The sequence below is a fragment of the Geodermatophilus sp. SYSU D00705 genome (assembly GCF_054050135.1).
Genome location: NZ_JBJGYT010000008.1, coordinates 75,962 through 99,056, shown reverse-complemented (window position 1 = coordinate 99,056; position 23,095 = coordinate 75,962). Strand labels below are relative to the sequence as shown.

The 23,095-nt window shown below is 74.5% G+C and carries 28 protein-coding genes; 6 read left to right on the top strand and 22 right to left on the bottom strand.

The annotated features are described in order from the left end of the window. Positions 1-6: 6 nt before the first annotated feature. The 10 genes from ACI78Q_RS08915 to ACI78Q_RS08870 form a co-directional block, all read right to left on the bottom strand. A complete protein-coding gene (locus ACI78Q_RS08915; protein ID WP_456922968.1) occupies positions 7-1,230 on the bottom strand; it encodes an alpha/beta fold hydrolase in 1,224 nt (407 codons plus the stop codon). Continuing rightward, entirely contained in the window at positions 1,230-2,366 is a 1,137-nt protein-coding gene (gene alr / locus ACI78Q_RS08910) for an alanine racemase (RefSeq protein WP_456922967.1), read from the bottom strand. Before alr ends, ACI78Q_RS08915 begins: the two co-directional genes overlap by 1 nt. Continuing rightward, complete coding sequence (locus ACI78Q_RS08905) at positions 2,363-3,826, bottom strand: NAD(P)H-hydrate dehydratase (protein ID WP_456922966.1); 1,464 nt, start codon at positions 3,824-3,826, stop codon at positions 2,363-2,365. The genes alr and ACI78Q_RS08905 overlap by 4 nt, the downstream gene beginning before the upstream one ends. After that, entirely contained in the window at positions 3,823-4,218 is a 396-nt protein-coding gene (locus ACI78Q_RS08900) for a holo-ACP synthase (protein WP_456922965.1), read from the bottom strand. The genes ACI78Q_RS08905 and ACI78Q_RS08900 overlap by 4 nt, the downstream gene beginning before the upstream one ends. A 97-nt stretch (positions 4,219-4,315) precedes the next feature. Then, positions 4,316-6,178: a glutamine--fructose-6-phosphate transaminase (isomerizing) gene (glmS, locus tag ACI78Q_RS08895; RefSeq protein ID WP_456922964.1), complete on the bottom strand. Its 1,863-nt coding sequence runs from the start codon at positions 6,176-6,178 to the stop codon at positions 4,316-4,318. Positions 6,179-6,286: 108 nt separating this feature from the next. Continuing rightward, positions 6,287-7,630 carry a phosphoglucosamine mutase gene (gene glmM / locus ACI78Q_RS08890; RefSeq protein WP_456922963.1) on the bottom strand — a complete coding sequence of 448 codons (1,344 nt, stop codon included), beginning with the start codon at positions 7,628-7,630 and terminating at the stop codon, positions 6,287-6,289. A gap of 11 nt (positions 7,631-7,641) precedes the next feature. Next, the gene (gene rpsI, locus ACI78Q_RS08885; RefSeq protein ID WP_456922962.1) at positions 7,642-8,061 is read right to left on the bottom strand and encodes a 30S ribosomal protein S9; all 420 of its coding nucleotides are present in this window, start codon (positions 8,059-8,061) and stop codon (positions 7,642-7,644) included. Continuing rightward, complete coding sequence (rplM, locus tag ACI78Q_RS08880) at positions 8,058-8,501, bottom strand: 50S ribosomal protein L13 (protein WP_456922961.1); 444 nt, start codon at positions 8,499-8,501, stop codon at positions 8,058-8,060. Before rplM ends, rpsI begins: the two co-directional genes overlap by 4 nt. A gap of 171 nt (positions 8,502-8,672) precedes the next feature. Further along, entirely contained in the window at positions 8,673-9,167 is a 495-nt protein-coding gene (locus ACI78Q_RS08875; RefSeq protein WP_456922960.1) for a beta-class carbonic anhydrase, read from the bottom strand. Positions 9,168-9,197: 30 nt separating this feature from the next. Continuing rightward, a complete protein-coding gene (locus ACI78Q_RS08870; protein ID WP_456922959.1) occupies positions 9,198-9,662 on the bottom strand; it encodes a hypothetical protein in 465 nt (154 codons plus the stop codon). A 247-nt stretch (positions 9,663-9,909) separates the two neighbouring features. On the opposite strand from ACI78Q_RS08870, the gene ACI78Q_RS08865 reads away from it, so the two are divergent. The 4 genes from ACI78Q_RS08865 (at position 9,910) to ACI78Q_RS08850 (ending at position 13,815) form a co-directional block, all read left to right on the top strand. Continuing rightward, positions 9,910-11,361, top strand: a complete 1,452-nt coding sequence (locus ACI78Q_RS08865) for an FAD-binding oxidoreductase (protein WP_456922958.1) — start codon at positions 9,910-9,912, stop codon at positions 11,359-11,361. 230 nt (positions 11,362-11,591) lie between these two features. Then, a complete protein-coding gene (gene moeA / locus ACI78Q_RS08860) occupies positions 11,592-12,785 on the top strand; it encodes a molybdopterin molybdotransferase MoeA (RefSeq protein WP_456922957.1) in 1,194 nt (397 codons plus the stop codon). Continuing rightward, the gene (gene moaC / locus ACI78Q_RS08855; RefSeq protein WP_456922956.1) at positions 12,782-13,327 is read left to right on the top strand and encodes a cyclic pyranopterin monophosphate synthase MoaC; all 546 of its coding nucleotides are present in this window, start codon (positions 12,782-12,784) and stop codon (positions 13,325-13,327) included. The genes moeA and moaC overlap by 4 nt, the downstream gene beginning before the upstream one ends. Further along, positions 13,324-13,815, top strand: a complete 492-nt coding sequence (locus tag ACI78Q_RS08850) for a MogA/MoaB family molybdenum cofactor biosynthesis protein (RefSeq protein WP_456922955.1) — start codon at positions 13,324-13,326, stop codon at positions 13,813-13,815. Before moaC ends, ACI78Q_RS08850 begins: the two co-directional genes overlap by 4 nt. 143 nt (positions 13,816-13,958) lie before the next feature. Here ACI78Q_RS08850 and fdhD read toward each other — a convergent pair whose 3' ends face one another. Then, positions 13,959-14,789: a formate dehydrogenase accessory sulfurtransferase FdhD gene (fdhD, locus tag ACI78Q_RS08845; protein ID WP_456922954.1), complete on the bottom strand. Its 831-nt coding sequence runs from the start codon at positions 14,787-14,789 to the stop codon at positions 13,959-13,961. Positions 14,790-14,831: 42 nt separating this feature from the next. Between fdhD and mobA the strand changes: the two genes are divergently transcribed. Together mobA and ACI78Q_RS08835 are read left to right on the top strand one after the other, a co-directional pair. Continuing rightward, positions 14,832-15,443, top strand: coding sequence for a molybdenum cofactor guanylyltransferase (gene mobA / locus ACI78Q_RS08840; protein WP_456922953.1), 612 nt, complete (start codon positions 14,832-14,834; stop codon positions 15,441-15,443). A gap of 9 nt (positions 15,444-15,452) precedes the next feature. Next, on the top strand, positions 15,453-16,115 hold the full coding sequence (locus ACI78Q_RS08835) for an NAD(P)-binding oxidoreductase (RefSeq protein WP_456922952.1): 663 nt from the start codon (positions 15,453-15,455) through the stop codon (positions 16,113-16,115). A gap of 2 nt (positions 16,116-16,117) precedes the next feature. On the opposite strand, the gene truA is transcribed toward ACI78Q_RS08835, so the two are convergent. The 11 genes from truA to ACI78Q_RS08780 all read right to left on the bottom strand — a co-directional run bounded on the left by truA (position 16,118) and on the right by ACI78Q_RS08780 (position 23,095). Beyond that, positions 16,118-16,957: a tRNA pseudouridine(38-40) synthase TruA gene (gene truA, locus ACI78Q_RS08830; protein ID WP_456922951.1), complete on the bottom strand. Its 840-nt coding sequence runs from the start codon at positions 16,955-16,957 to the stop codon at positions 16,118-16,120. A gap of 40 nt (positions 16,958-16,997) precedes the next feature. Further along, positions 16,998-17,381, bottom strand: coding sequence for a hypothetical protein (locus ACI78Q_RS08825; protein WP_456922950.1), 384 nt, complete (start codon positions 17,379-17,381; stop codon positions 16,998-17,000). Continuing rightward, the gene (gene rplQ, locus ACI78Q_RS08820) at positions 17,378-18,028 is read right to left on the bottom strand and encodes a 50S ribosomal protein L17 (RefSeq protein ID WP_456922949.1); all 651 of its coding nucleotides are present in this window, start codon (positions 18,026-18,028) and stop codon (positions 17,378-17,380) included. The genes ACI78Q_RS08825 and rplQ overlap by 4 nt, the downstream gene beginning before the upstream one ends. A gap of 139 nt (positions 18,029-18,167) precedes the next feature. Continuing rightward, the gene (locus ACI78Q_RS08815; protein ID WP_456922948.1) at positions 18,168-19,232 is read right to left on the bottom strand and encodes a DNA-directed RNA polymerase subunit alpha; all 1,065 of its coding nucleotides are present in this window, start codon (positions 19,230-19,232) and stop codon (positions 18,168-18,170) included. A 147-nt stretch (positions 19,233-19,379) separates the two neighbouring features. After that, a complete protein-coding gene (rpsD, locus tag ACI78Q_RS08810; protein WP_456922947.1) occupies positions 19,380-20,006 on the bottom strand; it encodes a 30S ribosomal protein S4 in 627 nt (208 codons plus the stop codon). Positions 20,007-20,038: 32 nt separating this feature from the next. Further along, complete coding sequence (rpsK, locus tag ACI78Q_RS08805) at positions 20,039-20,446, bottom strand: 30S ribosomal protein S11 (RefSeq protein WP_091380976.1); 408 nt, start codon at positions 20,444-20,446, stop codon at positions 20,039-20,041. Positions 20,447-20,543: 97 nt separating this feature from the next. Then, positions 20,544-20,924 carry a 30S ribosomal protein S13 gene (gene rpsM / locus ACI78Q_RS08800; RefSeq protein WP_456922946.1) on the bottom strand — a complete coding sequence of 127 codons (381 nt, stop codon included), beginning with the start codon at positions 20,922-20,924 and terminating at the stop codon, positions 20,544-20,546. A 14-nt stretch (positions 20,925-20,938) separates the two neighbouring features. Continuing rightward, positions 20,939-21,052, bottom strand: coding sequence for a 50S ribosomal protein L36 (rpmJ, locus tag ACI78Q_RS08795; RefSeq protein ID WP_012950458.1), 114 nt, complete (start codon positions 21,050-21,052; stop codon positions 20,939-20,941). A 72-nt stretch (positions 21,053-21,124) separates the two neighbouring features. Further along, positions 21,125-21,346 carry a translation initiation factor IF-1 gene (gene infA, locus ACI78Q_RS08790; protein ID WP_012950459.1) on the bottom strand — a complete coding sequence of 74 codons (222 nt, stop codon included), beginning with the start codon at positions 21,344-21,346 and terminating at the stop codon, positions 21,125-21,127. 253 nt (positions 21,347-21,599) lie between these two features. Then, the gene (map, locus tag ACI78Q_RS08785; protein WP_456922945.1) at positions 21,600-22,460 is read right to left on the bottom strand and encodes a type I methionyl aminopeptidase; all 861 of its coding nucleotides are present in this window, start codon (positions 22,458-22,460) and stop codon (positions 21,600-21,602) included. Positions 22,461-22,474: 14 nt separating this feature from the next. After that, complete coding sequence (locus tag ACI78Q_RS08780) at positions 22,475-23,095, bottom strand: adenylate kinase (RefSeq protein WP_456922944.1); 621 nt, start codon at positions 23,093-23,095, stop codon at positions 22,475-22,477.

Below are 23,095 nucleotides of genomic sequence, written 5' to 3'. Positions count from 1 at the left end.
GACCGACTACCCGCCCGCGACCGCCGGGCGCTCGGCCACCACCCGGCGCAGCAGCGCCGACAGGGCACCGGTCACCTCGTCGGGCTTCTCCAGCAGCACCATGTGGCCGGCGTCCGGGACGACGACGTACTCCACCCCCGGCGTGCCCGCCCCGCCGAGCAGCTCGACGATCGCGTCGCTGTGCGCGCTGGGGATCAGCGTGTCCTTGGCACCGGTCAGCACGAGGGTCGGGACGGCGCGCAGCGGCTCGAGCGACCCGCTCTCGTCGAGGCCGGCCAGCGCCGGGTAGAACTCCGCGATCACCTCGACCGGGGTGCCGGCGATCATCGAGTCGACGTAGCGGCCCAGCGCCGGGTCGACGTCCGCCGAGGCGAACGACAGCGACCACGTCACGTACGAGATCAGGTCGGCGGCGAGCCGGCGGGTCCGCTCCGCGAGGGCCGGACGGCGGCGCATCGTGAACGCCGCGACCGGCAGGACGGCCGCCCGCACCCGGGTGAGGAACTCCGGCATGCCGAAGTCGAGGTCGGCGAGGTTGCCGCTCGACGTGCTCAGCAGAGCCGCGCCCACGACCCGGGTCCCGAACAGCTCCGGTCGCAGCTTCGCCAGCGACATGACGGTCATCCCGCCCATGGAGTGACCGACGAGGACGACCGGGCCGGAGGGCACCCGCGCCCGCAGGACCGCCTCCAGGTCGCGGCCCAGCTGCGCCACGGTGGCGTGCGCGGCCGTGCCGCGGCCGGAGGCGCCGTGGCCCCGCTGGTCGTAGAAGACCAGCCGGGCCTGGGGGCGGGAGCCGTTGGCGGTGGCGAGCTCGGCGGCCAGCGTCCGCCGCTGGAACGTCCACGACGCCATCGACAGCGTGTAGCCGTGCACGAAGACCACGGTCAGCGGCGCGTCGGCCGGGCCGATCTCCTCGACGTGCAGGAGCACGCCGTCGTCGGCCTGCACCAGCGCGGTGCGGTCGGCCGGCCGGGAGGCGGCACCCAGCGGGTCGTCCTCGCGCAGCTCGGCGTCCGTGCGGCCCGGCGGCAGTCCGGCCGCCGACCCCAGCCGCTCGGCGCCGACCCGGCGCGCCGCGGCCCGGCTGACCGCGACCCCGACGGCGGTGCCGGCCGCGGCCAGCCCGAGCACCGCGCCGACGATGCCGGCGCGGTGGCCGGCCAGCCCCTTCGCCGTCGAGCCCTTCGCCGGGGACCTCCTCGCGGGGGCCTTCCTCGCCGCCGCCATCAGACGGCGCCCGCCGAGCCGACGTGGCGGCGCACGAAGCGGCCGCCGATGCGGGCGACCAGCTCGTAGTGGATGGTCTCGACCGCGTCGGCCCACTGCTGCGCGGTCGGCTCGCCGCCGGTCCCCGGACCCCAGAGGACGACGGGGTCGCCGGGGGCCACCGCGTCGTCGCCGACGTCCAGCACGAACTGGTCCATGCACACGCGACCGGCGATCGTCCGCTGCCGGCCACCGGCCAGCACCGGCGCCCGGTTGCCCCCCGCCCGCGGCACGCCGTCGGCGTAGCCCACCGGCACGACGGCCAGCGTGGTCTCGGCCTCCGGCGAGTACGTGTGCCCGTAGGAGACGCCGACACCGGCGGGCACCCGCTTGGTGAGCATCACCCGCGCCTGCACGGTCATCGCCGGGCGCAGCCCGTGAGCCGCCGGGTCGCCGCCGAGCGGGTCCAGCCCGTAGATGGCGACCCCGGGGCGGACCATGTCGAACCAGGTGTCGGGCAGGGCGACGGTCGCCGCGGAGTTGGCCAGGTGCCGGCGGGCGCCGGTGAGGCCGGCGTCGCGGGCGACGGCCACGGCCTGCTCGAAGACCCCCACCTGCAGGCCGATCGTCGGGTGGGTCGGTGCGTCGGCGTAGGCGAGGTGGCTCCACAGCCCGACGACCTCGACGTCGCCGTCGGCCTGCGCGCGGGCGGCGGCGGTGACCAGGTCGGGCCACTGCTCCAACGTCGCCCCGCCCCGGGAGAGCCCGGTGTCGATCTTCAGGTGCAGGCGTGCGGGGCGGCCGGTGGCCCGGGCCGCGGCGACCACCTCGGCCAGCCCCCAGACGGCGTTGACCGAGACCTCGACGTCGGCGGAGAGGGCGGCCGCGAAGTCCTCCCCGGGCCCGTTCAGCCAGGCCAGCACGGGCGCCGTGACCCCGGCGGCCCGCAGCGCGAGCGCCTCCTCCACCACCGCCACGCCCAGCGCGTCGGCGCCGCCGGCCAGGGCCGCCCGCGCGGCGGGCACCATGCCGTGCCCGTAGCCGTCGGCCTTGACCACCGCCATGAGCGGCCGGCCGACCCGCTCCCGCAGCACCGCGGTGTTGGCCGCGATGGCGTCCAGGTCGACGACGACTTCCGCTCGGGCTCCGCTCGTCACGCCTCCGAGTCTCCCAGGCCTCCCCTGGGCGACCGGTGCAGGCGGGCCAGCGTCGCGGGCAGCCGGCGGACCAGGTCACCGGCGACCAGCGGTCCCTCCTCGGCGGCCAGCTGCCCCGCCCGCCCGTGCACGTGCGCCGCGACCGCGGCCGCCTCGACCGCGGGCAGGCCGGTGGCCAGCAGGGCACCGCCGATGCCCGACAGCACGTCGCCGGTGCCCGCCGTGGCCAGCCACGGGGTGCCGGTGCCGTTGACGAACGCGGTGCCGTCGGGGGCGGCGACGACGGTGGCCTCGCCCTTGAGCAGGACGACGGCGCCCAGGTCAGCGGCCAGCCGGCGGGCCGCCCCGATCCGGTCGGGACCCACCTCAGCCCCGAACCGGGCGAACTCCCGGTCGTGCGGGGTGAGCACCGTGGGGGCTCCGCGGCCGCGCACCAGCTCCGGCTGCTGCGCGGCCATCGTGAGGGCGTCGGCGTCCACCAGCACCGGCAGGTCGGTCGCGAGCACCTCGGCCAGCACGCTACGGGCGTCGTCGTCGGTGCCCATGCCGGGCCCGACCACCCACGCCTGCACGCGTCCGGCGTCCGCGGGCCTGCCGGAGGTGACGATCGCCTCGGGCCAGGCGGCCCGCACCCCCTCGGCCGCCGTCCCGGCGTAGCGGACCAACCCCGGCCGGGTGCGCAGCGCCGCGCCCGTGCACAGCACGCCGGCGCCCGGGTAGGTCGAGGAGCCCGCGACGATGCCGACCACGCCCTGGGAGTACTTGTCGTCCCCCGCCTCCGGCGGGCGGATGCGGGCGGCGGCGGCGGCGTCGGTCAGCCGCCGGACCGTGGGCGCCGGCAGCGTGGCGTCCAGGCCGATGTCGACCAGGTGGACGACGCCGGCGTGGCCGCGGCCCTCCCCCACCACCAGCCCGGCCTTCACCGCGCCGAAGGTGACCGTGTGCTGCGCCGGGACCGCCACCCCGGGGACGGCCCCGGTGCTCGCGTCCACCCCGCTGGGGACGTCGACCGCCACCAGCAGCCCGGGGCCGGCCACCGCGCGCTCGACCAGCGCGGCCGCGGCCGGGCGCAGTCCGCCGGTGCCGCCGATGCCGACGATCCCGTCGAGGACGAGCTCGGCCCGCTCCAGCCCGGTGTCCCCGTCGGGCCCGGTGACCCGGCCGCCGGCGGCCCGCAGCGCCGCCAGGCCACCGGGGTGCGCGCGGTCGGCGTCCAGGAGGACGGCGGTCACCCGCGCTCCGCGCCGGGCCAGCTGCGCCCCGGCGTACAGCGCGTCCCCGCCGTTGTTGCCGGCGCCCACGAGCGCGGTGACGCGGGCGCCGTGCGCCCGGTCCAGCAGCCGCAGGCAGACCGTCGCGAGGCCCGTCGCGGCCCGCTGCATCAGCACGCCCTCGCGGGTGGCGGCCAGCAGCGGCGCCTCCGCCGCCCGCACCTCGGCGGCCGTGTAAAGCCCGATCACGGATGCCCGTCCTCCACGCGGGGGAAGCCCTCCGCGACCACCACGGCCGAGGCGATGCCGCCGTCGTGGCTCAGCGACACGTGCCACGAGCTCACGCCCAGCTGCGCGGCGCGCCCGGCCACGGTGCCGCTGACCGCCAGGTGCGGCCGGCCGTTCTCGCCGACGGTGACCTCGGCGTCGTGCCAGTGCAGGTCACCCGGCGCACCGAGGGCCTTGGCGAGGGCCTCCTTGGCGGCGAAGCGGGCGGCCAGCGACTCCCCGGTGCGCGGCGTCCCCGACGGGGTGCTCTGCTCCGCCGCGGTGAACAGCCGGTTGCGCAGCCCCGGCGTGCGGGTCAGCGACTCGGCGAAGCGGTCCACGGGCACGACGTCGATCCCGACCCCGATGATCACGGCGCCAGTCTGCCCGGCCCCGTCCGGAGGCTCATCCCGAGCGCGTGAGGGGTGAGAGGGACGGTGTCCTTCGATCGCGGGGAGCAGCCGGGGCCTTCTACTCGACGGTGACGGACTTGGCCAGGTTGCGCGGCTGGTCGACGTCGTACCCGCGGGTGTCGGCGATCTCGCAGGCCAGCACCTGCAGCGGGACCGTGGTGACGATCGGCGCCATCAGCGTCGGCGTCCGGGGCACGCGGATGACGTGGTCGGCGTAGGGGACGACGTCCTCGTCGCCCTCCTCGGCGATCACGATCGTGCGGGCGCCGCGGGCGCGGACCTCCTGGATGTTGGAGACGACCTTGCCGTGCACCGACTCGCGGGCCCGCGGCGACGGGACGACGACGACCACCGGGGTGCCCTGGTCGATCAGCGCGATCGGGCCGTGCTTGAGCTCGCCCGCGGCGAAGCCCTCGGCGTGGATGTAGGCGAGCTCCTTGAGCTTGAGCGCGCCCTCCAGGGCCACCGGGAAGGCCACGTGCCGGCCGAGGAAGAGGATCGTGTCGGCGTCGGCCAGGGAGCGGCCCAGCTCGCGGACGGGCTCCATCTGGGTGAGCACCTCGCGGACCGCCTCCGGCATGCGGCGCAGGTCGGCGACGATCGAGGCGACCTCGTCGGCGTACTTGACCCCGCGGACCTGCGCGAGGAAGAGCCCCACGAGGTAGCAGGCGACGATCTGCGCCAGGAAGCTCTTCGTCGAGGCGACGGCGATCTCCGGCCCGGCGTGCGTGTACAGGACGGCGTCGGACTCCCGCGGGATGGTCGAGCCGTTGACGTTGCAGATGGCCAGCGTGCGCGCCTTCTGCTCGCGGGCGTGGCGCAGCGCCATCAGCGTGTCCATGGTCTCGCCGGACTGGCTGATGACCACCACGAGCGTGGAGCGGTCGAGGACCGGGTCGCGGTAGCGGAACTCGCTGGCCACCTCGACCTCGACCGGGATGCGGGTCCAGTGCTCGATCGCGTACTTCGCGATCAGCCCCGCGTGGTACGAGGTGCCGCAGGAGACGACGAACACCTTGTCGATCTCGCGCAGCTCCTGGTCGGACAGGCGCACCTCGTCGAGCACGAGCTCACCGGTGTCGCCCAGCCGGCCCAGCAGGGTGTCGGCGACCGCCTGCGGCTGCTCGGCGATCTCCTTGAGCATGAACCAGTCGTGGCCGCCCTTCTCGGCGGCGTCGGCGTCCCAGTCGACGGTGTAGGCGGTCGGCTCGACGACGGTGCCGGCGAAGTCGGTCACGGTGAGCCCGCGGGTCCGGTCGATCTCGACGACCTGGTCCTGCCCGAGCTCCCGGGCCTCGCGGGTGTGGGAGATGAACGCGGCGACGTCGGACCCGAGGAAGTACTCGCCGTCGCCGACGCCGACCACGAGCGGGCTGTTGCGGCGGGAGGCGACCAGGGTGTCGGGCTCGTCGACGTGCGAGGCGACCAGCGTGAAGGCGCCCTCCAGGCGGTTGCTCACCGCCCGCATCGCCTCGGCCAGCCGCCCGGGCCCCCCCGGGGTCTGCGCGTACGCCGTGGCGAGCAGGTGGGCGGCGACCTCGGTGTCGGTCTCGGAGCTGAACTCGACGCCGGCGGCCTCGCACTCGGCGCGCAGGGCGGCGAAGTTCTCGATGATGCCGTTGTGGATCACCGCCACCGTGCCGTCGGCCGACAGGTGGGGGTGCGCGTTGCGGTCGGTGGGGCCACCGTGGGTCGCCCACCGGGTGTGCCCGATGCCGATCGTCGCGGCGGGCAGCGGCGTGTCGACGAGCACCTTCTCCAGGTTCGCCAGCTTGCCGGCCTTCTTCGCCGTCGCCATCGTCCCGTCAGCGACGACGGCGACCCCGGCCGAGTCGTACCCCCGGTACTCGAGACGGCGCAGACCCTCCAGGACGACGTCCAGGGCGTTCTGCGGGCCGACGTATCCCACGATTCCGCACATTGTCCCGAGAGTACCGGCGGAACGGGACCGATCCGTCGCGCGCGGGCCCGCTCACCCGTACCGGTGACGAGACGCTCGCCTCACTCCGGGACGACCCGGTCGACCCTCTCAGTCGACGGCGGAGACGACCTCGGCCAGCCGGGCCGCGATGTGGTCGGCCTGCTCCTGGGTGGGCGCCTCGACCATCACGCGCACCAGCTGCTCGGTGCCGGACGGGCGCAGCAGCACCCGGCCGTCGTCGCCGAGCTCGGCCTCGCAGGCGTTGACCGCGTCGGCCACCTCGCTGCTCTCCACGACCGCCAGGCGGTCCTTGACCGGGACGTTGACCAGCGTCTGCGGCAGCCGGTGCACCACCGACGCCAGCTCGGCCAGCGACGACCCGGTCGCCGCCATGCGGGACAGCAGCGACAGACCGGTGAGCAGGCCGTCGCCGGTGGTGGCGTGGTCGAGGAACACCAGGTGCCCGCTCTGCTCCCCGCCGAGGCTGAGCCGGCGGTCGCGCAGCGCCTCGAGGACGTAGCGGTCGCCGACGGCGGTGGTGTGCACCGAGATCCCGGCGGCGCGCATCGTGTGGTGGAAGCCCAGGTTGCTCATCACCGTGGCCACGACCGTGTCGCCGGCCAGCTCACCGCGCTCCTTGAGCGCGAGCGCGCACACGGCGAGGATCGCGTCGCCGTCGACGACCTCGCCGTCGGCGGTGACCGCGAGGCAGCGGTCGGCGTCGCCGTCGTGGGCGATGCCGAGGTCGGCGCCGTGGGCACGGACGGCCTCGGTCAGCGGGCCGAGGTGCGTGGAGCCGATGCCGTCGTTGATGTTCCAGCCGTCGGGCTCGCCGCCGATGACGTGGACGGCGGCGCCGGCCCGGCGGTAGACCTCGGGGGCGACGGTCGCCGCGGCGCCGTGGGCGCAGTCGACGACGAGCGTCAGGCCGGTCAGGGGCTGCGCCACGGTCGACAGCAGGTGCTCGACGTAGGTGGCGCCCGCGCCCGCGAGGTCGCGGACGCGACCGATCTCACCCCCGGTCGGGCGGTGGCCGGTCGTGTCGCCGGTGGTGACGACCTGCTCGATCGCCGCCTCGACGGCGTCGGGCAGCTTGTGGCCGCCGCGGCTGAACAGCTTGATGCCGTTGTCCGGCATCGGGTTGTGACTGGCGGAGATCATCACGCCGAGGTCCGCGCCGGTGGAGGCGGTCAGGTGCGCGATCGCCGGGGTGGGCAGCACCCCGGCCCGCAGCACCTCCGCACCGGCGCTGGCGAGGCCCGCCACGACGGCGGCCTCGAGCATCTCCCCGCTGGCGCGGGGGTCGCGGCCGACGACCGCGACGGGACGCGAGGTCCCGTCGCGGTCGGCGAGCACGCCAGCGGCGGCACGTGCCACCGCGAGGGCCAACTCCGGCGTGAGGTCGGCGTTGGCCCGACCCCGGACGCCGTCGGTCCCGAACAGGCGACCCACGGACGTACCGGTCAGCGCTTCGAGTACTGAGGCGCCTTGCGGGCCTTCTTGAGGCCGTACTTCTTGCGCTCGGTGACGCGGGCGTCACGAGTCAGGAAGCCGGCCTTCTTGAGGGCCGGACGGTCCTCGGCCTCGACCTCGACCAGCGCGCGGGCGATCGCCAGGCGCAGCGCGCCGGCCTGCCCGCTGACGCCGCCACCCCGGAGGATGCCGACGACGTCGTACTGCTCGGCCTTCTCGAGGATCACGAACGGCTCACGGATGAGCTGCTGGTGCACCTTGTTCGGGAAGTACTCCTCGATGGTGCGGCCGTTGAGGCGGAACTGGCCGGTGCCCGGCAGCAGCCGCACGCGGACCACGGCCTCCTTGCGCCGGCCGACGGTCTGCACCGGACGCCCCTCGGCGTCGGTCACGGTCAGTGCGCTGGTCACTGGGCCACCTGCTTGATCTCGTAGGTCTGGGGCTGCTGCGCGGCGTGCGGGTGCTCCGGCCCGGCGTACACCTTCAGCTTCTTGAGCATCTGACGGCCCAGGCTGTTGTGCGGCAGCATGCCCTTGATCGCGCGCTCGATGACGCGGTCGGGGTGGGTGCGCAGCTGGTCGCCGACCGGGATGGTCTTGAGACCGCCCGGGTAGCCGGAGTGGCGGTAGGCCATCTTGTCGTCGCGCTTGGTGCCCGTCAGCGCCACCTTGCCGGCGTTGATGATGACGACGAAGTCGCCGACGTCCACGTGCGGGGCGTACTGGGGCTTGTGCTTGCCGCGGAGCAGGATCGCGGTCTGGCTGGCGAGTCGACCGAGCACCACGTCAGTGGCGTCGATGACGTGCCAGGCCCGGCTGACCTCGCCGGGCTTGGGGGTGTACGTGCGCACGGCGCTCGTGTCCTCCGTCGTCGTCGGATCGGCTGGTGGGATCGCCTCACCGAACACGGGAGACGGTGCAGCGCGCGCGGACACCAGCCGGCCCGCGCGCCAGCCGATCACGATACCAGCCGGCCGACCGCCGTCCCCGGGGCGGAGACGACCGGGCGGGTGACGCGGGACTCAGTCCTCCAGCGCGACCGGGTGCAACCGGCCCGTGGCGACGTCGTAGACGCTGCCCCAGACCTCCCGGGACACCAGGTAGGGAGAGTCGCGCAGCAGCCGCATCGACTCGCGCACGTCGCTCTCCGGGTCGGTGAAGGCGCGGGCGGCCCACGGCGGGCGGCGCCCGGTCGCCCGCTCCACCAGGTCGGCGAACGAGGTGTCGTCGGTGGCCTGCAGGCCGCAGTTGGTGTGGTGCACGAGCACGATCTCGCGGGTGTCCAGCAGGTGCTGGGAGATGGTGAGGGAGCGGATCGTGTCCTCGGTGATCACCCCGCCGGCGTTGCGGATGACGTGCGCGTCGCCGACCGCCAGGCCCAGCAGGGGGAACAGCGGCATCCGGGAGTCCATGCAGGCGACGACGGCCACCTTGCGCGCCGGCCGCACCGGGAGCTCGCCGGGGAAGTCCCGGGCCCACTGCTCGTTCGCCGCCAGCATCTTCTCGAACTCGGCCACGTCTCCGCCTCCCACTCGCCTCCGGCGACCCTAGCCGCGGCGGCACCGGGGCTCATCCCGGGATGGCTCAGGCCGGCCGGGACCGGCGCACGAGGTCCTCCAGCGCGTCCGGGCACAGGTCCAGCCGCCGGCGTGGACCACGGTGAGGGCGGCGGCCGCCGCTGCCGCCCACGCGGCGTCCTCCGGTGCGACCCCGTCCAGCGGCCGGCCGGTGAGCAGCTCGGCCTCGGCGGCGTCGGCGCGGACGACGTCGGCCCGGGCGAGCACGGCCGTGCGGGAGGCGTCGTCCTCGGGCGCCCCGTCGGTGACCACCACCGCCCCGGGAGACACCCGCTCCAGGGCCGCCCGCACGGCCGGCCCGGGCCGCTGCAGCTGCAGGCTCACGACCCGCGCGGTCGCGAGCCGGTCCGCGGCGGCGGCGACGCCCGCGGGGGTGAGCAGGACGCCGTCCGGCACGTGCTCGAGCAGCCGCCGTCGGCCGCCGTCCTCCACCACGTCACGACGCCCCCGCTCTCCTTCGCCGGCCGGCCGTCCCATCGAGATCTGATCCCGTCCACCGGACTGACCCGCCGGTGGCCGTGCCACACCTGCCGCGTGCCCTGCGTCACCACGCGCGGGAGGCGCAGCGGCGAGCCTGGACGGGCGGACACATGGGCAGCCCCACGGCGGCCGCGGGTGCAAGGGTTGGTCGCTCCCAGCGCGCACTCACCGTGGGAGCGATGTCCCACCAGAGGGGGCACAGATGCCTCTCGACGACTCCTCTATCACCCGCTTCCTCCGGACCGTCCGGGCGGAGGTGCTGCGGCCAGCCGACGACGGGTTCGTCAGCGCACGAGCTGAGGCGGTCTGGAACGGGGCGATCACGCGCCAGCCGGCGCTGATCGTGCGTCCCGGCTCGGCCGAGGACGTAGCCGCGACGATCGCCCTCGCCCGGGAGACCGGGACGGATGTGACCGTGCGCGGCGGCGGGCACAGCGCAGCGGGCAGCTGCGTCGAAGAGCGCGCGGTGATGATCGACCTGTCCCGGATGAACCACGTACGGGTGGACCCGGAGACGCGTCGCGCATACGTCGGCGGGGGCGCGTCCTGGGCCGCCGTGGACGCCGCGACCGCCCAGCACCGCCTCGCAGTCGTCGGTGGCACGGTCAGCCACACCGGCGTCGCCGGGCTGACACTCAGCGGCGGCATGGGTTGGTTGATGTCCCAGCAGGGCCTCGCCTGCGACAACCTGGTCGCAGCCACGCTGGTCACCGCCGACGGCCGTACCGTGGTCGCCTCCGACCAGGCCGAGCCCGACCTCATGTGGGCTCTGCGTGGAGCCGGCACCAACTTCGGCGTCGTGACCGAGCTGGTGTTCGCCCTGCACGAGGTGGACCCGATGGCGAACCTGGGGCTGTTCTTCTGGTCCGTTGCCGACGCCGCCGCACCACTGGCCTTCGCCCGGGAGTACCTGTTCGAGCTGCCGGAGGACATGGGCGCGGTGGTCGCGGCGCTGTCCGCACCGCCGGAGCCGTTCGTCCCGGAGCACCACCGCGGCACACCCGGCATCGCCGTGCTCGTCGCCAACTGGGGCAGTGCGGAGCAACACGCCGCCGCGGTGGCGCCGCTGCGGGAGCGCAGACCGCTGTTCGACATGGTCACGCCTCTGCCGCACGTGGCGTTGCAGCAGGTGCTCGACAACGGCGAACCGTGGGGCATCCGCGCCTACGCCAAGAGCCTGAACTTCGACGACCTGCCGGACGAGGCGATCGAGATCCTGCTCGAGCGGCTGCCGCGCAGACGCTCCCCCATGTCCTGCGTGCCGATGTTCACCCTGCGGGGCCGATACTCCGAGATCCCCGACGACGCCACGGCCTGGGGCAGCCCTCGCAGCGCGCGTTGGGCGGCGGCCCTGCTTGGCCTCGCCTGGGACGAGGAGAGCCATGCGGCCGACCGCGCCTGGGTCCGGGATCTGTGGCAGGCGCTGCGGCCGTACGCCGCTGATGAGAGCGCCTACCTCAACTTCGAGAGCGACACCGAGGAGCGACGGGTGCGCGCCTCCTACGGGGAGCGGAAATACCGCCGACTGGCTGCGCTCAAGGCCGCATGGGACCCGGAGAACGTGTTCCAGCACAACCCGAACGTCCGACCGGCCGCGCCCGGTGTCCCGGCTCCGCGCCGAGCGGCGACCACGGCCGAGGAGCCCGCGCGCTGACCCCGCCGGTTGGCGCAGCCTGGTTCCACCGACTGAGCCGGTTGCGACCGGCTGGGGTCGACGTCGGGCTCGACGCCAGGGCACGTGGGCCCCGGTCAACTGACCGGGCCCCACGTCGTCGGTCTGCGGGATCTCCCCACCTGTTCTCCGGGAAGCGCTCGTAGGGCCTCGAGGACCCCGTGCGGCGCCCTCCCGGGTACGTACGGCGGGGATCGGTCAGGATGTGCCCCGTGCGCACGGTCGAGGAACACCAGGCGGTCGTCGCGGCGCTGCTGCCCGCCCTGCCCGAGGAGGAGGTCGAGCTCGCCGCCGCGCACAACCGCGTGCTGGCCCGCGACGTGACGGCCCGGGTGGCGCTGCCGGGGTTCGACAACTCCGCGATGGACGGCTACGCCGCGCGCTGGTCGGAGGTGTCGGTCCTCCCCGTCCGGCTGCCGGTGGCCGACGACATCCCCGCCGGGCGCACCGACGTCCGCCCACTCGCCGTGGGCACGGTCCAGCGGATCATGACCGGCGCGCCCCTGCCCGCGGGTGCCGACGTCGTCGTCCCGGTCGAGCTCACCGACGGCGGCACCGACGTCGTGGAGATCCGGGACGCGCCCGCGGCCGGCACCCACCTGCGCGCCGCGGGCGAGGACATCGCCGCCGGCGCGGTCGCGCTCACCGCCGGGACCGCGCTCGGCGCCGCCCAGCTGGGCCTGGCCGCCGCCGTCGGGGCGCGCACCGTGTGGGTCCGCCGCCGTCCGCGGGTGCTGGTGCTCTCCACCGGCAGCGAGCTGGTCGAACCCGGGGCGCCGCTGCTGCCCGGCCAGATCTACGAGTCGAACTCCGCGCTGCTGGTCGCCGCGGTGGAGGACGCCGGCGGCACGGCTCGGCGCCTGCACTTCGTCCCCGACGACGTCGACCAGTTCCTCGCCACCGTCCGCGCCGAGCTGGCAACCGCCGACCTGCTCGTCACCAGCGGCGGGGTCAGCGCCGGCGCCTACGAGGTGGTCAAGGACGCCTTCCGCGCCCTGGGCACCGTCGAGTTCGTCAAGGTCGCCATGCAGCCCGGCGGGCCCCAAGGCGCCGGCACCGTCGACGGCGTCCCCGTGGTCACCCTGCCCGGCAACCCGGTCAGCTCCTTCGTCTCCTTCGAGGTGTTCGTCCGGCCGGCGCTGCGCCGGGCGCTGGGCCACGCGAGCCCGGGCCGGCTGCGGGCACCGGCCACCCTCACCGCGCCGCTGCGCTCCCCCGCCGGCCGCCGCCAGTTCCTGCGCGGCCGCTACGACGCCGGCCGGGTCTCCCAGGTCGGTGGGCCCGGGTCGCACCTGGTGGCACACCTGGCCCGCGCCAACTGCCTGGTGGTCGTCCCCGAGGACGTCACCGAACTGCCCGCCGGCGCCCAGGTGGACGTCGTGCTGATCGAAGGAGCGCTCCAGTGACCGGTGACCCGGCCAGCATCGACCCGACGGCGGACAACCCGACCCGCGAGGACGGCGTGCACTCGCCCCTCGCCGAGGCGCGGCTGACCCACGTGGACGCCGCCGGGGCCGCCCGCATGGTGGACGTCTCGGCGAAGCCGGTCACCGCCCGCGAGGCGACCGCCGCCGGCCGGGTCCTGGTCAGCCCCGAGGTGGTCGCGCTGCTGCGCGGGGAGGGTGTGCCCAAGGGTGACGCCGTCGCCGTCGCGCGGATCGCCGGCATCGCCGGGGCCAAGCGCACCCCGGACCTCGTGCCGCTGTGTCACCCCATCGCCCTGCACGGCGTCACCGTCGACGTGACCGTCGCCGACGACGCCGTGGAGATCACCGCCACCGCCCGCACCGCCGACCGCACCGGCGTCGAGATGGAGGCCCTCACCTCGGTCGCCGTCGCCGGGCTCACCGTGATCGACATGGTCAAGGCCGTCGACCCGCGGGCGTCGATCACCGACGTCCGGCTGCTGGCGAAGTCCGGCGGCAAGAGCGGCGAGTGGCGGCGGTGACCCTCCCCGAGGGCGCCCGCGCCGTCGTCGTCACCGCGTCCAACCGGGCCGCCGCCGGGGTCTACGAGGACCGCAGCGGGCAGGCGCTGGCCGAGGGACTGCGCGCGCTGGGGTTCGCCGTGGAGGGCCCGCACGTGCGCCCCGACGACGTCGCCGAGCTCGAGGTGGTGCTGCGCCAGGCGGTCGCGTCCGGCGCCGACGTCGTCCTCACCACCGGCGGCACGGGGCTCTCCCCCACCGACGTCACCCCGGAGGCGACCCGCGCCGTCCTGGAGCGCGAGGCACCCGGCCTGGCCGAGGCCGTGCGCCGGTACGGCGAGCCGGCGGTGCCCACGGCGGTGCTCTCCCGCGGTGTGGCCGGCACGGCCGGGCGGACCCTCATCGTCAACCTCCCCGGCTCCACCGGCGGGGTGCGCGACGGGCTCGCCGTGCTCGGCCCGCTGCTTCCGCACGTGGTCAGCCAGCTCCGCGGCGGCGACCACGTCTGACGTCCTCCTCCGGACGACACCGCGGCCACGTGCCGTCCCCGACCGGCGCTGAGCCCACTCCGGCGACCCGCCGGAAAGCCTCCGGGCCCGCCGTCGGTCCACCGCCTCGCAGGGCGGCATCCGCCTCGTGCCGGACGGCTCTCCTACTCCGGGAGGACCAGCCGCTCGGTGCAGGTGTAGACGTTGCAGCCGTCGCCGCGGAGGAAGCCGACCAGGGTGATCCCGACGTCGGCCGCCAGCTCCACCGCCAGGGACGACGGCGCCGAGACCGCGGCCAGCACCGGGATGCCGGCCATCGCCGCCTTCTGGGTCAGCTCGAAGCTGGCCCGGCCGCTGACCATCAGCACGTGCCCGGCCAGCGGCAGGCCGCCCGAGCGCACCGCGTCCCCGACGACCTTGTCGACCGCGTTGTGCCGGCCGACGTCCTCGCGCAGGGCCACCAGCTCGCCGTCGGAGGTGAAGAGGCCGGCGGCGTGCAGCCCCCCGGTCTTGTCGAACACCTGCTGGGCCGCGCGCAACCGGTCGGGCAGCGCGAGCAGCGTCTCCAGCGCCAGCCGCGTGCCGTCGCCGGCGACGTCGTACCGGGTCCTCGTGCGGATCGCGTCGATGCTGGCCTTGCCGCACACCCCGCAGGAGCTGGACGTGTAGAAGTTGCGGTCCAGCGCGGTGTCGGGCGCCGCCACACCGGGGGCCAGGTCGACGTCGACGACGTTGTAGGTGTTGCGGCCCTCGACGTCCACCGAGTCGCAGTAGCGCAGGCCCAGCACGTCGTCGCTGCTGCCGATGACGCCCTCGGTGAGCAGGAAGCCGTGCACCAGGTCGAAGTCGTGCCCGGGCGTGCGCATGGTCACCGCGAGCGGCGTCCCCGACAGCCGGATCTCCAGCGGCTCCTCGGCCGCCACGGTGTCCGGGCGGGTGGTGCGCGCCGCGCCGCGGATCCGCAGCACCGGCGTCCGGCTCGTGACTCGTCCCACGGAGGGCGACGGTACCCACGTGCGGCCCCTACGGTTCGCGGTGTGTCCTCGCTGCCGCCGTACGCCGCCGTCGTCCTCGCCGGCGGCCGCGCGGCGCGGATGGGCGGCCAGGCCAAACCGCAACTGGACGTCGGCGGCCGCCCGATGCTCGCCGCGGTGCTGGCCGCGGTCGCCGACGCCGACCCGCGGGTGGTGGTCGGCCCGCCGCAGCCGGTGCCGCCCGGCGTCGTCGTCGTCCGGGAGGAGCCGCCCCGTGGCGGCCCGGTCGCGGCCATGCGCGCCGGGCTCACCGCCGTGTCCACCGGCGTCGTCGCCCTGCTCGCCGGCGACCTGCCCTTCCTCACGCCCGGGCTGATCCGGGCCCTGCGGGAGCGGCTGACCGGCGACGGGGTCCTCGTCGTGGACGACACCGACCGCGATCAGCTGCTGCTCGGCGTGTGGCGCACCGACGCGCTGCGCGCCGCGGTCGCGGACGTCTCCGGCCCCACGTCGGTGCGGAAGGTCCTCGCCCCACTGGCGGTGCGCCGCCTGCACCCACCGGTGCAGCCGGGGCAGCCGCCACCGTGGACCGACTGCGACACCCCCGCCGACCTGGCGAAGGCCAGGGCCGCGGCCGTCCGGCTGGCCCGGGTGCGCCGAGGCCACCGGGGGTAGGCCCCCGCCATGCGCATCGCCATCGCCGGAGCCCACGGACAGGTCGCCCGCCGCCTCGGTCGCCTGCTGTCCGCCCGCGGCGACACCGTGGTCGGCATCGTCCGCAACCCCGGCCACCAGGACGACCTGCGCCAGGACGGCGTGCAGCCGGTGGTCCTCGACCTCGAGCAGGCTGCCGTCGACGACGTGGCCGGCGTGCTCGAGGGGGCCGACGCGGTCGTCTTCGCCGCGGGCGCCGGGCCGGGCAGCGGCGCTGCCCGCAAGCACACCGTGGACAAGGGCGCCGCGCTGCTCCTGGCGGACGCCGCCGAGCGGGCCGGCGTCCGCCGCTACCTGCTCGTCTCCTCCATGGGCGTGGAGCAGGCCCGCCAGGGCACGCCGCCGGGCATGGACCCGGTCTTCGCGACCTACCTGCAGGCCAAGCTGGCCGCGGAGGACGCCATCCTGCCGCGCCCGGCCCTCGAGACTGTGGTCCTCCGGCCGGGACGGCTGACCGACGACCCCGGCACCGGCCGCGTCACCCTCGCCCACGGCGTCGAGTACGGCGAGGTCCCACGGGACGACGTCGCCGCGGTGCTGCTCGCCTTCCTGGACGACCCGCGGGACGGCGCGGTGGTCGAGCTGGTCAGCGGGACGACGCCGGTCGCCGAGGCGGTCGCCGGCATCCCCTGACCTCAGTCGCGGCGGGCGCGGGTGACCTGCGCGCGGGCGGCGAGCTCGGCGTCGGGCGGGTAGTCCACCGCGACCAGCGTGAGCCCGCCGGCCGGGGCCACGGGGACCTCGCTGGCCCGCTCCGTCCGGGTCAGCAGCCCGGCCGGCCACTCCGGCGGGCGCCGCCCCTCCCCGACCGCCAGCAGGGCGCCCACGAGGCTGCGCACCATCGAGTGGCAGAAGGCGTCGGCCGACGCCCGCACGAGCACCAGGTCGCCGTCGCGCTCGACCGACAGCCCGAGCAGGGTGCGGATGGTCGTCGCCCCCTCGCGGCGCCGGCAGTAGGCGGCGAAGTCGTGCTCGCCGAGCAGCAGCCCGGCAGCCAGGTGCATGGCGTTGGCATCCAGTCGGCGCGGCCACCCCACGGTGTCCGCCCGACGCAGCGGCGGAGGACCGGCGTCGGCGTCGGTCAGCCGGTAGACGTAGTGGCGGCGAAGCGCACCGAAGCGCGCGTCGAAGTCCCCCGGCGCCTCGTCCACCCCCTGCACGGCGATGTCCGCCGGGAGGACGCCCCTCAGCCGGCGGACCAGGCGCTCCCGCTGCTGCGCCCAGGCCGATCGCGGTACGTCGACGTGGGCCACCTGCCCGGTGGCGTGCACACCGGCGTCGGTGCGCCCCGCGACGGTCAGCTCGACGGGGCAGCGCAGCACCGTCGTCAGCCCGGCTTCCAGGTCGCCCTGGACGGTCCGCTGAGCCGGCTGACGGGCCCAGCCGTGGAGGGCGGTGCCGTCGTAGGCGATCCGGAGCCGGAGACGGACGAGCCCGCCACCGGGGACGGTGGCGGGCTCGTCGGTGTCGTGCACGGTGCGGGTCTGTGCACCCCGGGACGGAGTGCTCAGCGGATCACTCGGGGTCGCGAGCGGTCTCGCCGCCGGGCGCCTGCAGGCTCGCGGTCGCGGCGTCACCGAGCTCGGCGGCGTTGACCTCGGCGGCCGCGGCGTCGGCCACGTCGGGCGACACGTTGTCGCCCTCGACGACCACGCCGTTCTCGGCGGTCGGCTCGCGGGTGACGTCGCCGTCGTCCTGGCGCTCGCCGTCGGGGCTGAAGACGTCGCTGACGATCTGCTGCGCCTCGTCGTCGACCTGGCCGCCGGTCACGGCCGGGGAGGTGTCCCCGCCGGGCCCGGTGGTCTCGCCCACGAACGTCGCACCCTGGTCACCGCCGCTGGCGGGCACTCCGGAGGCGCCGGCGCTGCCGCCCTCGCCCGGCTCGGCCCGGTCGCTCACCTCGGGCCGTCCGTGCCCTCGGCGTCGGCCGGGGACTCGGCGTCCTCGGCCACGGCCTCGTCGGCCACGGTCCCGCCGTCCGCCGCGGTCTCGCCGTCGGCCGCGGGAGCCTCGGCGTCGGTCGCCGTCGCCTCGGTGGTGCCGGCGTCGGTCGTCTCGGCGGCGGTGGTGTCGGCGTCCTCGAGGGCGTCGGCGGTGACCTCACCGGAGGCGGCGGCCGCGCCGGCGCCGGAGGCGAAGCGGGTGCCGCGGGCGCGCTCGGCCTCGCCGACGGCCTCCTGGGCCACGGTCAGGCCCTCGACCAGCTCGATGACGGCCATGGGGGCGTTGTCGCCCTTGCGCGGACCGACCTTGGTGATGCGCGTGTAGCCGCCGGGACGGTTCGCGAAGCGAGGCCCGATCTCCGCGAACAGGGTGTGGACGACGTCCTTGTCCCGGATGGTCGTCATGACCTGACGACGGGCGTGCAGGTCACCGCGCTTGGCGAAGGTGACCAGCTTCTCGGCCAGCGGGCGCAGCCGCTTGGCCTTGGTCTCGGTGGTGGTGATCCGCCCGTGCTCGAACAGCGACGTGGCCAGGTTGGCCAGCATCAGCCGCTCGTGCGAGGGGGACCCGCCGAGACGGGGGCCCTTGGTGGGGGTGGGCATGTCGGTCCTTCCTCAGGCGGCCGGGCGGTCGGTGCCGGGCTGCATCATCCGTGGTGCTGTCGTCGCTTCAGTGTGGCTGCCCGGACGACGGCGCCGGACGGCGGGTCGCCCCGCCGTCCGGCCCGGACAGCTGCGCAGCTCAGAGCTGCTCGGTCTCCTGGTAGGACCCGTCGCTGTACTCGACCTCGGCGTACTCGCCGTGCTGCTGGTACGCGTCGGTCTCGTAGCCCTCGTCGTAGCTCTCGACCGAGGTGGGGATGAACCCGGGCGGGCTGTCCTTGAGCGCCAGGCCCATGGCCGCCAGCTTCATCTTGACCTCGTCGATCGACTTGGCCCCGAAGTTGCGGATGTCGAGCAGGTCCGCCTCGGAACGGGTGACGAGCTCACCGACGGTGTGCACGCCCTCGCGCTTGAGGCAGTTGTAGGACCGGACGGTGAGGTCCATGTCCTCGATCGGCATCGAGAAGTTCGCGATGTCGGCGGCCTCGGCCGGGCTGGGGCCGACCTCGATGCCCTCGGCGTCGATGTTCAGCTCGCGCAGCAGGCCGAACAGCTCGACGAGGGTGGAGCCGGCGCTGGCGATCGCGTCGCGCGGGGCGATCGACGGCTTGGTCTCCACGTCGACGACCAGGCGGTCGAAGTCGGTCCGCTGCTCGACACGGGTCGCCTCGACCGCGTAGGTCACCTTGAGGACCGGCGAGTAGATCGAGTCGACGGGGATCCGGCCGATCTCCTGACCCGGCTGCTTGTTCTGCGGCGCCGGCACGTAGCCGCGGCCACGCTCGACGACGAGCTCGATCTCGAGCCGGCCCTTGCCGTTGAGGGTGGCGATGTGCAGCTCGGGGTTGTGCACCTCGACACCGGCCGGGGGCGCGATGTCGCCGGCGGTGACCTCACCGGGACCCTGCTTGCGCAGGTACATGGTCACCGGCTCGTCGGAGTCGGAGCTGACGACCAGGCCCTTGAGGTTGAGGATGATCTCGGTGACGTCCTCCTTGACCCCGGGCACGGTGGTGAACTCGTGCAGGGTGCCCTCGATCCGGATGCTGGTGACAGCAGCGCCGGGGATGGAGGACAGGAGGGTGCGGCGCAGGGAGTTGCCGAGGGTGTAGCCGAAGCCGGGCTCGAGCGGCTCGATGACGAACCGCGAGCGCTGCTCGGAGAGGGTCTCCTCGGTCAGCGTCGGGCGCTGTGCGATGAGCATGGGTGTTCTCCTCTGGATCCTCCGGCGCCCGCCATATGACGCCGTGAGGGGGGTGGTGCAGGCCCCGGCGGACATCGGTCCGCCCGCCGGGGCCGTCGGCCCCCTGCAGGGTCCCTCCGCGAGCGGAGGGGCAGGGGGGCCTCCTGCTTACTTGGAGTAGAGCTCCACGATCAGCTGCTCCTGGACCGGGGTGTCGATCACCTGGCGGGCCGGGACGCTGTGCACGAGCACGCGCAGCTGGGTGCTGATGACCTCCAGCCACGGCGGCACGGGGCGCTCGCCGGCACGGGCCTGGGCGACCTCGAAGGGCAGCATCCGCCGCGACTTCTCGGCGACCTCGATGATGTCGTTGGCGCTCACGCGGTACGACGGGATGTCGACCTTGCGGCCGTTCACCCGGATGTGACCGTGGCGGACCAGCTGGCGGGCCATGTCGCGGGACTCGGCGAAGCCGGCCCGGTAGACCACGTTGTCCAGGCGCGACTCGAGGATCTGCAGCAGGACCTCACCGGTCTTGCCCGACTTCTTGTTCGCCTCTTCGTAGTAGCCGCGGAACTGCTTCTCCAGCACGCCGTAGATGCGGCGGGCCTTCTGCTTCTCACGCAGCTGCAGCAGGTACTCGCTGTCCTTGCTGCGGCCCCGGCCGTGCTCGCCCGGCGGGTAGGGCCGGATCTCGATCGGGCACTTCGGGGACTCGCACTTGCTGCCCTTGAGGAACAGCTTCATCTTCTCGCGCCGGCACATGCGGCAGTCGGCTCCGGTGTAACGGGCCACGTTTCTCTACCTTCGCTCTCGTCGGTGGCCGGTCAGACCCGGCGGCGCTTCTTGGGGCGGCAGCCGTTGTGCGGCTGCGGCGTCACGTCCTGGATCTGGCCCACCTCGAGGCCGGTGGCCTGCAGGGACCGGATGGCGGTCTCGCGGCCGGAACCCGGGCCCTTGACGAAGACGTCGACCTTGCGCATGCCGTGCTCCTGCGCCTTGCGCGCGGCGTTCTCCGCCGCCATCTGCGCGGCGAACGGGGTGGACTTGCGCGACCCCTTGAAGCCGACGTGGCCGGCGGAGGCCCAGCTGATCACGTTGCCCGTCGGGTCCGTGATCGACACGATCGTGTTGTTGAACGTGCTCTTGATGTGCGCGGCGCCGTGGGCGACGTTCTTCTTCTCCTTGCGGCGGACCTTCTTGGCACCAGCCGCAGTGCGAGCCCTGGGAGGCATGTCTCTCCGGTTTCCTTCAGTTCAGTGGCCAGATGCGCGCGCGGTGCGCGCCGCCGTTCCCGCCCTCACGGGTCGCCACGACGGCGCGCACTGCGGCTTACTTCTTGCCGGCCTTCTTCTTGCCGGCGATGGTCTTGCGCGGGCCCTTGCTCGAGCGCGCGTTGGTGCGGGTGCGCTGACCGTGGACGGGCAGTCCGCGGCGGTGACGCAGGCCCTGGTAGCAGCCGATCTCCACCTTGCGGCGGATGTCGGCGGCCACCTCGCGGCGCAGGTCACCCTCGACGCGGAAGTGCTCGTCGATGTAGTCACGCAGCTTCAGCAGGTCCTCGTCGGTGAGGTCCTTGGCGCGCAGGTCGGGGCTGACGCCCGTCGCGGCCAGGGTCTCCTTCGCGTGGGCCTTGCCGATGCCGTAGATGTAGGTGAGCGCGATCTCCATCCGCTTCTCGCGGGGGAGGTCGACGCCGGCCAGTCGTGCCATGTCCAGGTACTCCCTCAGCCCTGCCGCTGCTTGTGGCGGGCGTTGTCGCAGATGACCATGACCCGGCCGTGCCGGCGGATCACCTTGCACTTGTCGCAGATCTTCTTCACCGACGGCTGGACCTTCACCGGTGCCGCCCCTCATTCCTGTCGATCGTGCGCCGGACGCACCGGCCCCGATGGGGCGGCGCGCAGCGGCGGTTACTTGTACCGGTAGACGATGCGACCGCGGGTCAGGTCGTAGGGCGAGAGCTCCACGACCACGCGGTCCTCGGGCAGGATGCGGATGTAGTGCTGCCGCATCTTGCCGCTGATGTGGGCGAGCACCCGGTGCCCGTTCTGCAACTCGACCCGGAACATCGCGTTGGGCAGCGGCTCGACGACGCGACCCTCGACCTCGATGGCCCCGTCCTTCTTCGCCATGCCCTACACGGCCTCCCGTACTCGGTGGTGCTGATGGTCCTCGCGCGACCACGCCGGAGCCCGGCGGTCACACTCGGCTTGTTTGCAGAACAGGTGGTGCAGACGTCCCCGCGAGGGCGCCCTGGGTCATGCGGCCACAGCACGACGACAGGACGGCGCGAACGCCGTCGTTCACTGTACCCCGCTCCGGCGCGCCTCTCCAACCCGGCTCCGTGTGATCCGGGAGGCTGGAACGCTGCCGCAGACGGCGATCTCAGGTGCGGGGCGTGATCCCGAAGGGGGCCAGGCCCGCGACGCCGCCGTCCTCCGCCGTCAGGACCCAGGGCCCCTCGGGGGTGATGGCGACGGTGTGCTCGAAGTGGGCCGCACGCGACCCGTCCTTGGTGACCACGGTCCAGCCGTCCTCGAGCTCGACGGTGGCCGGATCGCCCACGGTGACCATGGGCTCGATCGCCAGCGCCAGCCCGGGCACCAGCTTCGGCCCGCGCCCGGCACGGCCGTAGTTGAGCACGTGCGGGTCCTGGTGCATCTCGGTGCCGATGCCGTGGCCGCCGTAGTGGTCGACGATCCCGTACGAGTGCTGCTCGCTGGTGATCGCCTCCTCGACGGCGTGGCTGATGTCGGTCAGCCGGCCGCCGGCCAGCGCCCGCGCGAGGCCGGCCCACATCGAGCGCTCGGTGACGGCGATCAGCGCGGCGTCCTCGGCGGAGGGCTCCCCCACCGTCACGGTGACCGCGGAGTCCCCGTGCCAGCCCTGGAGGATCGCGCCGCAGTCGATCGAGATGTTGTCGCCCAGGGCGAGCGCGCGGTCCTCGTTCGGGATGCCGTGCACGATCTCGTCGTTGATCGACGCGCAGATGCTGCCCGTGAAGCCGTGGTAGCCCAGGAACGACGGGATGGCGCCGGCCGTGCGGATGTGGTCCTCGGCGATGGCGTCCAGCTCACCGGTGGTGACACCGGGCCGGACCGCAGCCTTGACCGCGGCGATCGCGCCGGCCACGACCAGGCCCGCGGCCCGCATCAGCTCGATCTCGTGCGGGGTCTTGATCTGGATCATCCGTCCACTCCACTTCGCCAGCAGCGGGAGCCGGCCGAGGAGTCCGGCGGCCGTCATCTGCGCCGCCGTCCTCAGCCCGCGGTGGGCTGCCCGGTCGGCACGTCCGGCTGCCCGTCGCCGCCGGCCTGCCCGAGCGCGCGCATGGCCCGCTCGGTGACCTCCTCGACCGCCCCGATGGCGTCGATCCGCGTGAGCAGCCCCTCGGCCTCGTAGAACCCCGACAGCGGCTCGGTCTGTTCCCGGTACACCTGCAGCCGGTGCCGCACCGTCTCCGGCTTGTCGTCCTCGCGCTGCACCCACTCCCCGTCGACCAGCATCCGCCGGCCGGAGAGCCGGCGCACCAGCTCCTCCTCCTCGACGACGAGTTCCAGCACGCGGTCCAGCCCGTGCCCGAGGTCCTGGAGGGAGGAGCGCAGCTGCTCGGCCTGGGGGATGGTGCGCGGGAAGCCGTCGAGCAGGAAACCGCCCTTGGCGTCGGGCTCGGCCAGCCGGTCCCGGACCATGGCCACGGTCACCTCGTCGGGCACCAGGTCCCCGGCGTCCATGAACACCTTCGCCTGCAGGCCCAGCTCGGTCTGCCCGCTGACGTTGGCCCGGAAGATGTCCCCGGTCGAGATCGCCGGGACGCCGAGACGGTCGGCGATGATCTGCGCCTGGGTGCCCTTGCCCGCGCCCGGAGGGCCGAGCAGCAC